6 protein-coding genes and 1 pseudogene are annotated in these 6,802 nt (G+C 65.2%); 6 read left to right on the top strand and 1 reads right to left on the bottom strand.

Annotated features, from left to right (window positions below):
- Positions 1–129: 129 nt before the first annotated feature.
- From BSIN_RS24815 to BSIN_RS24790, 6 genes are all read left to right on the top strand, one after another.
- Positions 130–357 carry a sulfurtransferase TusA family protein gene (locus BSIN_RS24815; RefSeq protein ID WP_059514135.1) on the top strand — a complete coding sequence of 76 codons (228 nt, stop codon included), beginning with the start codon at positions 130–132 and terminating at the stop codon, positions 355–357.
- A 162-nt stretch (positions 358–519) separates the two neighbouring features.
- The gene (locus BSIN_RS24810) at positions 520–903 is read left to right on the top strand and encodes a hypothetical protein (RefSeq protein ID WP_059513591.1); all 384 of its coding nucleotides are present in this window, start codon (positions 520–522) and stop codon (positions 901–903) included.
- A gap of 341 nt (positions 904–1,244) precedes the next feature.
- The gene (locus tag BSIN_RS24805) at positions 1,245–1,949 is read left to right on the top strand and encodes a response regulator transcription factor (RefSeq protein ID WP_059513588.1); all 705 of its coding nucleotides are present in this window, start codon (positions 1,245–1,247) and stop codon (positions 1,947–1,949) included.
- Positions 1,946–3,337 carry a FecR family protein gene (locus tag BSIN_RS24800; RefSeq protein WP_369828259.1) on the top strand — a complete coding sequence of 464 codons (1,392 nt, stop codon included), beginning with the start codon at positions 1,946–1,948 and terminating at the stop codon, positions 3,335–3,337. The genes BSIN_RS24805 and BSIN_RS24800 overlap by 4 nt, the downstream gene beginning before the upstream one ends.
- A gap of 10 nt (positions 3,338–3,347) precedes the next feature.
- Complete coding sequence (locus BSIN_RS24795; RefSeq protein WP_089342380.1) at positions 3,348–5,741, top strand: CHASE2 domain-containing protein; 2,394 nt, start codon at positions 3,348–3,350, stop codon at positions 5,739–5,741.
- 95 nt (positions 5,742–5,836) lie between these two features.
- Positions 5,837–6,433, top strand: coding sequence for a DUF4136 domain-containing protein (locus tag BSIN_RS24790; RefSeq protein ID WP_059513583.1), 597 nt, complete (start codon positions 5,837–5,839; stop codon positions 6,431–6,433).
- A 111-nt stretch (positions 6,434–6,544) separates the two neighbouring features.
- On the opposite strand, the pseudogene BSIN_RS24785 reads toward BSIN_RS24790, so the two are convergent.
- Positions 6,545–6,802 (bottom strand): annotated as a pseudogene (locus BSIN_RS24785) (UTP--glucose-1-phosphate uridylyltransferase GalU); the annotation flags it as partial.

The raw sequence follows: 6,802 nt of genomic DNA, 5'->3' as shown, positions 1-6,802 counted from the left end.
GGCGGGCGAGGCGGCCGGCCGGCGGCCCGCTTGCACGCATCACGCCATGCGGCGCGCGACGCTTGCGGTAAAATCGGCGCTTCCCACAGCGAAAGCGCCGCGACGGCGCGATTCGAAGGTCGAAAGCCGATGCACATACATAAAGAAGTGGACGCGCGCGGACTCAACTGCCCGCTGCCGATCCTGCGCGCGAAGAAAGCGCTGGCCGACATGGAAAGCGGGCAGATCCTGAAGGTGCTCGCCACCGATCCCGGCTCGCAGCGCGATTTCGCCGCATTCGCGAAGCAAACCGGCAACGAGATCGTCGAGTCGACGACGCAAGACAAAACCTTCATCTTCCTGATGCGCCGCCGCTGACGGTTCGACGCGCGGCGCGTGAGCGTCTAACAATCCTTAAACCATCTGCCGTTACCCGCTGCTTATACTCGTGCCGGATCGCCTGCGCAAAGGCCGTGCAAGAGGAGTGGCCGCGGGCCGGCATGCCCGGTGCGTGTCGTTGACGACCAACGGGGGGATGCAATGCTGTTCAGATCGGGAGCGATTCGAATACCGTTCGAGCCGAATAGCAAGATGCTGCATAGGACGAACATGCAGCGCGTCGAACTGGACCCCGCACAGGATCGTCATGCGCGGGCCGCGCTCGAGGCTTATGCGGATTCCAGCGCGAGCGACATGCCATGGCTCGCCGAATGGATGCGGGTGGCGCTTGGCAGCCCTGAGCCCGAACTCACACGCTGCGCGGCCACGGTTGAGCGCGTGTTTGATCTCGCGCATGCGTGGGCGGCCGATCAACCCGATTATGCGCGCGCCGCGTGGGAGCACGTGCGCGGCCGGCTGCATGATGCGCTGCAGCGAATGGATCTGTCGGCGCGCAAGGCGGTCGAGCCCGATTCCGTTCTGTAAGCTCGAATGCATCGGCTTGTTTGCACGATGCCGTTTTGGGCCGCGGCAGCCGGCGTTGGTTGTGGCCCCGGTAACAAAGCTGCGATTCAAGCCGGTTTCTTGGCGATCTCCATGGCGTTTTCATACTACTATCGTGAAAACGTAGGTCTTGCGTCCCCTGTTTTTGAGATATCGCGCTGTCTATCACATAAAATAGCGGTTTGCGGGCTAGTCGAACGGACAACACCATCACCATTTGGCCGATAGCGGCGGATGACGGGGCGGGGGCTGAATCAGCGCCCGGCCATTGCTGTGCGGCGCCGCGTATGAGAGGCTGAATGGATTTCGTTTTGCGGGGTGCTATGAGAATTGCTGTATTGGATGACGATCAAGCCCAAACGGATTTCGTCAGTCAGACGCTGACGGCCGCGGGTCACACCTGCTACGCGTTCAGGGAAGGCAAGGCGCTGAAGAAGCGTCTGCAGCGGGAGACGTTCGATCTGCTGGTGCTCGACTGGAACGTGCCCGACATGTCCGGCGAGGAAGTGTTGAAGTGGGTGCGGGCGAACCAGGTCGAACATCGGCTGCCGATCATTTTCATGACGAGCCGCGACGACGAGGCGGGCATCACGCAGATTCTGAACGCCGGCGCCGACGACTACGTCGTCAAGCCCGTGTCGGGTCCAATTCTGCGCGCGCGCATCGGTTCGCTGCTGCGGCGCGCGTATCCCGTCAATTCCGAGTCGTCGGTTCGCGAATTCGACAATTACAAGTTCGACGTCAACCTGAAGCAGGCATACGTCGACGACAAGCCGGTGAGCCTGACGCAAAAGGAATTCGAGCTCGCGCTGCTGCTGTTCCAGCATCTGGACCGGCCATTGTCGCGCGCGCACATCCTCGATCTCGTTTGGAAGCAGGCAACCGACATTCCGTCGCGGACCATGGACACGCACATCTCGATGCTGCGCACGAAGCTCGGCCTGCGTCCGGAAAACGGTTACCGTCTCGCGCCGATTTACGGCTACGGCTATCGGCTCGAGCGCATCGCATTAGGGGAGGCGGAGTGACGGCGGGCATTCGGGTGATTCGGGCAACGAAACTTGCGCTGACGGCGTGCAGCACAGCCGTACTGGCGTTCGCCGCGCAACCGCAGCTGTCGGTCGCGCAGCCGCCCAAGCGCGCGGCTGCGGCAACGCCGGTCGTCGAGTACACGACACGCGAAGGCGACACGCTGTACGACGTCGCCACCCGCTATCTGCAAGGGCCGGGTGACTGGCCGCTCGTCGCGCAGCTGAACGACGTGCCGGTACCCAAGCATTTGCTGCCGGGCATCGCGCTGAAGCTGCCCGCGTCGCGGCTGCGCAAGGAGCGGCTGTCCGCGCGCGTGATTTCCGCGCATGGGCCGGTCGAGAGCGCGTCGCGCGGCGACGACCAGTTCGTGCCCGCGCCGGTCGACACGACCTTGACCGAAGGCGATCGCCTGCGCACCGGCGCGAACGGTTTCGTCACGCTCGAACTCGCGGACGGCACGCACCTGAGCTTGCCGCCGGACAGCCAGATCGACTTGTCGACGTTGCGCCGCACGGTGCTCACGGGCACGCTCGAGCGCGTGATCGACCTGAAGCGCGGTTCGGTCGACAGCGACGTCACCCACCTGAAGAAAAAGGACGACCGTTTCCAGATCCGTTCGCCGTCGGTCGTGGCCGGCGTGCGCGGCACGCGCTTTCGCATGAATTACGACAAGGACGGCAAGGCGACGACGACGGTCGAAGTGCTGGACGGCACGGTCGGCGTGGCGCCGGATGCGAAGCGCGCAGCCGGCGACCTGACGCTCGTTCATGCGAACTACGGCAGCGTGGCGAGTTCGACGGGCGCGGTGGGCGCGCCGATCGCGCTGCTTGCCGCGCCGACGCTCGTCGATCCGGCTAAAGTGCAGGACGAGCCGGACGTCGCGTTCGCGCTTGCGCCGCTCGACGGCGCGAGCGCCTATCACGTGCAAATCGGCCGCGACGCGAGCCTTTACGATCTCTTCAAGGAAGTCCGCGTGAGCTCGCCGCTCGCGATGTTCGGCGACGTGCCGGACGGCACCTATTTCGTGCGCGTGTCGGCGCTCGATTCGCACGGCCTCGAGGGCGTGCCGCGCATTTACGCGTTCGAGCGGCGCCGCTTCGGCATCGACGCGTCGGCCGCGCCGAGCGACAACGGCGGCTACGCGTTCCGCTGGTCCACGACGGAAAGCGGCAAGGGCGATGCGACGCATTTCCGCTTCGTGCTGTCGTCGTCGAAGGATCTGAGCAATCCGATCGTCGACCAGGTCGATCTGAAGGGCGGGCGCATCGTCGTGTCGAATCTGAAGCCGGGCGAGTACTACTGGACAGTGATCGCGGAGCGGTTCGAGGGCGGCCGATTCTACGAAAAGGCCGGCGCGGTCAACTCGTTTACGATCGCGCGCTGATGGGCGGCGGATGAGATTGGACCGCACGCAACGGCGGCGGCTGCTGGGCCGCCGCTTTCTCGTCGAATGGATCGCGATTGGCTGCCTCGGCGTCGCGGTGATACTCGCGGGCGTGATGGGCCGCACGACGTCGAGTGTCGACCGGATCATCTACGACCGCCTGCTGACGCTGCGCAAGCTGCCGATCGATCCCAATCTCGTGATCGTCGAGATCGACAACCGCAGCATCAACCTGCTTGGACGCTGGCCGTGGCCGCGCAACATCCAGGCCGAATTCATCGCCGCGATCGCGAAGGCGAAGCCCGCTGCCGTCGTCTACGACGTGCTGTTCAGCGATCCGTCTCCCGACGACCGGGCGTTTGCGCAGTCTCTCGGCCTCGTGCCGACGTTCGTGCCGGTGCTGCTGCACGAGGAGATACCCGACGGCACGCGCGCGGTCGATCCGCCGGTGCCTTCGATCGCGCAGAGCATCGCGGGAACCGGACACATCAACGTCGAAGTCGATCCGGACGGAATCGTGCGCAGCATCGCGCCGTTCGAGAGCGACGGCCGGCAGAGCTGGCCGCTGTTGTCGATGTCCGTGTTTCGCGCCGTCGCGGATGGCCGGCTCAAGCTTGCGCACCCGAGGCCGATCGCGCACCGGATGCGCGAGCTTGCCGAGCACGCGAAAGGCGAAGACCGCTATCTGATTCCGTTCGGCCTTGCGACGGCGACTTATCCGAGCGTGTCGTTCGTCGATGTGCTCTCGGGCAACGTCAACGCGGAACAGCTGCGCGGCAAGGTCGTGATCATCGGCATGACGGCATCGGGGCTCGGCGACCGGTTCGCGACGCCGATTTCGGGCGAATTCGGCCCGCTGCCCGGCGTCTACATCCATACCAGCGCGCTCGACATGCTGATGAACGACCGCGCGATCTCGCCCGCCTCGGGCTGGGTGATCTTCGCCGCATCGCTGTTGCCGCTCGTCGTGCTGCTCGCGGGCTTCCTGATGTTGTCGCCGTGGCGCTCGCTGTTGCTCACGCTGAGTCTCGCGCTGTTCGCGGTCGTATCGAGCGCGGCGCTTCTTTACTACGCTCGGCTGTGGCTGTCGCCCGCGCCGGCGATCTTCGGCCTGATCGCGGCCTATCCGATCTGGAATTGGCGGCGGCTAGAAATGACGATGTCGTATCTGCGCTATGAGCTGCAGCGGCTTGCGGACGAGCCGCACCTGTTGCCCGAGGCGCCGCGCGATCGCAACGAGTTCGGCGGCGACGTGCTCGAGCGGCAGATGGCGCTGATGGCGCAGGCGGCGCAGCGCGTGCAGGACATGAAGCGCTTTGTGTGGGATAGCCTCGACAGCATGCCGGAGCCTGTCGTCGTCACCGATCTGGAAGGCGTCGTGCTGATCGCCAACCATGCGGCCAAGCGCTATTGCGGGCGGCTGAACGTGCCGGCGCCGGAAGGGCGGCCGCTGCGCTCGGCTTTCGGCGAGCTTTCGTTCATGAAGACGGTCGACGGCCAGGCCGAGTCCGATGTCGCGATTCGCGAGCGTTGGCCCGCCGCGCTCGACCCGACGCGCGACAGTCGCAACGACGTGATGGAGCGCGGCGTCGAGGTTCGTGATCGCGAAGGGCTCGATCATCTGCTACGCTACGCGCCGTGTACCAACGCTCAGGGCCGCGTGACGGGCTGGATCGCGAGCCTCGTCGACGTGACCGCGCTGCATGCGGCCGAGCGGCAGCGCGAGGAGGCGCTGCACCTGCTGTCGCACGACATGCGCTCGCCGCAGTCGTCGATTCTCGCCCTGGTCGAAATCGAGCGGCCGCGTGCGGAGTCCGAGCACATGCGCGGGCTGCTCGCGCGGATCGAGCGATATGCGCAGCGCGCGCTGATGCTGGCAGACGAATTCGTGCAGCTCGCACGCGCCGAGTCGCAAACCTATCAGCTCGAGATCGTGAGCTTTGCGGATCTACTGATCGACGCGAGCGACGAAGTCTGGCCGCAGGCGCAGGCCAAGCGGATACGCATCGACACGTCGATCGGCACCGCACCGTGCTGGATCGGCGCCGACCGTTCGCTGATGACGCGCGCGCTCGTCAATTTGCTGAATAATGCGGTCAAATATAGTCCGACGGATACCGTGATCACGTGTACGCTATCAGTCGAACCGATGGCCAAGCGGATGCACTGCGCGATCCGCGATCAGGGATACGGCATTCCGCTCGAGGATCAGCAGTACCTGTTCGAGCGCTTCAAGCGCTTTCATGCGAACGAGCGGCCGGAGGTCGCCGGTGCGGGGCTTGGCATGGCATTCGTCAAGACCGTGATCGTGCGGCACGGCGGCAGCGTCGGCGTGGACAGCACTCCTGGCGTGGGTACCGAGATCACCGTATCGTTGCCGACGCTCGACGAACCGTCGGCATGATGGGGGATGTTCGGCAAGCGGGGTAGTGCAAGCGGCGCGCACGGGGCTGGCGGTCGCGAGAAATGGCGGGGCAATCCGCGAGTATGGGAGAACTTATGAAGATCTTGTGGACGGGGGCGGGACTGGCAGTTGCATTGCTGTCCGGCTGCGCGTCGGTCACGACTGGCGTCAGCGCGTCGGGAGCGCTCGCGGGCGCGCAGACCTATGATTTCGTGCAAACGAGTACCCAAGCCGACAATGCGGATTATCGGCGCGTCGAGGCGCTCGTGCGCAGCGAGCTGGCTCGGCGCGGGTTTGCCGAGCAGAGTGCCGCGCAAGCCCGTTATCGCTTGACGGTGGCGTATGCGACGCAGCCGGCGTCGGTTGCGCTGACGCAGGCGGGTTGCGGCGGCGAGCGGCAGCCCGCGTGCATCGCCGTCGACGGGCCGGCGCCGTTCGGCTTGTTCGGAACGGTCTACCGGCACATGCTGACGTTGCGTTTCGTCGAACGCGCGACCGGAAATGAAGCGTATCGTGTGTCGGCGATTGTTCAGGATCGTCAGGCCGATGCGTTGCAAGCCGCGCCCGCGCTGGTGCAAAGCGCGCTCGCGAAACTGCCGTTCGCTGGCGGCGGCTGGTTCGTCAAAACCAAGCAGGACGATCAGGGTAACGTGCTGGGCGTGGTGTCGGTGAAACCCGTCGATGCGCACTAAGCGCGCCGAAACGAAGCGCTCGGCGCGATCCGGACAGAAACCAACGCCGTGACCCGGCGTGCGGCTCGGCGGTGCAATGCCCGCCTTGCCGCGCCCCATCCAGAATGAGAATTACAACGGGCTTGCGTCGCGCTCGCGCAGATAAGCGGCGAACTCGTCCTTGACCTCGGGGTGTCGCAGGGCGAATTCGATGGTGGCCTTGAGATAGCCGATCTTGCTGCCGCAGTCGAAGCGGGTGCCGCGATACTTGTAGGCGAGCACCTGCTCGTCGTTGAGCAGGGCCTGGATGGCGTCGGTGAGCTGAAGCTCGCCGCCGGCGCCGGGTTTGAGGGCGCGCAGATGGTCGAAGATGCGCGGCTTGAGGATATA

The organism is Burkholderia singularis (assembly GCF_900176645.1).
GTDB classification, from domain to species: domain Bacteria; phylum Pseudomonadota; class Gammaproteobacteria; order Burkholderiales; family Burkholderiaceae; genus Burkholderia; species Burkholderia singularis.
This window is presented reverse-complemented; position numbering and strand designations above follow the sequence as displayed.

What these genes read in the sequence shown, in the direction of transcription:
- BSIN_RS24815 (WP_059514135.1), top strand. Translation starts at nt 130, where the DNA reads ATGCACATACATAAAGAAGTGGACGCGCGCGGACTCAACTGCCCGCTG.
- BSIN_RS24810 (WP_059513591.1), top strand. Translation starts at nt 520, where the DNA reads ATGCTGTTCAGATCGGGAGCGATTCGAATACCGTTCGAGCCGAATAGC.
- BSIN_RS24805 (WP_059513588.1), top strand. Translation starts at nt 1,245, where the DNA reads ATGAGAATTGCTGTATTGGATGACGATCAAGCCCAAACGGATTTCGTC.
- BSIN_RS24795 (WP_089342380.1), top strand. Translation starts at nt 3,348, where the DNA reads ATGAGATTGGACCGCACGCAACGGCGGCGGCTGCTGGGCCGCCGCTTT.
- BSIN_RS24790 (WP_059513583.1), top strand. Translation starts at nt 5,837, where the DNA reads ATGAAGATCTTGTGGACGGGGGCGGGACTGGCAGTTGCATTGCTGTCC.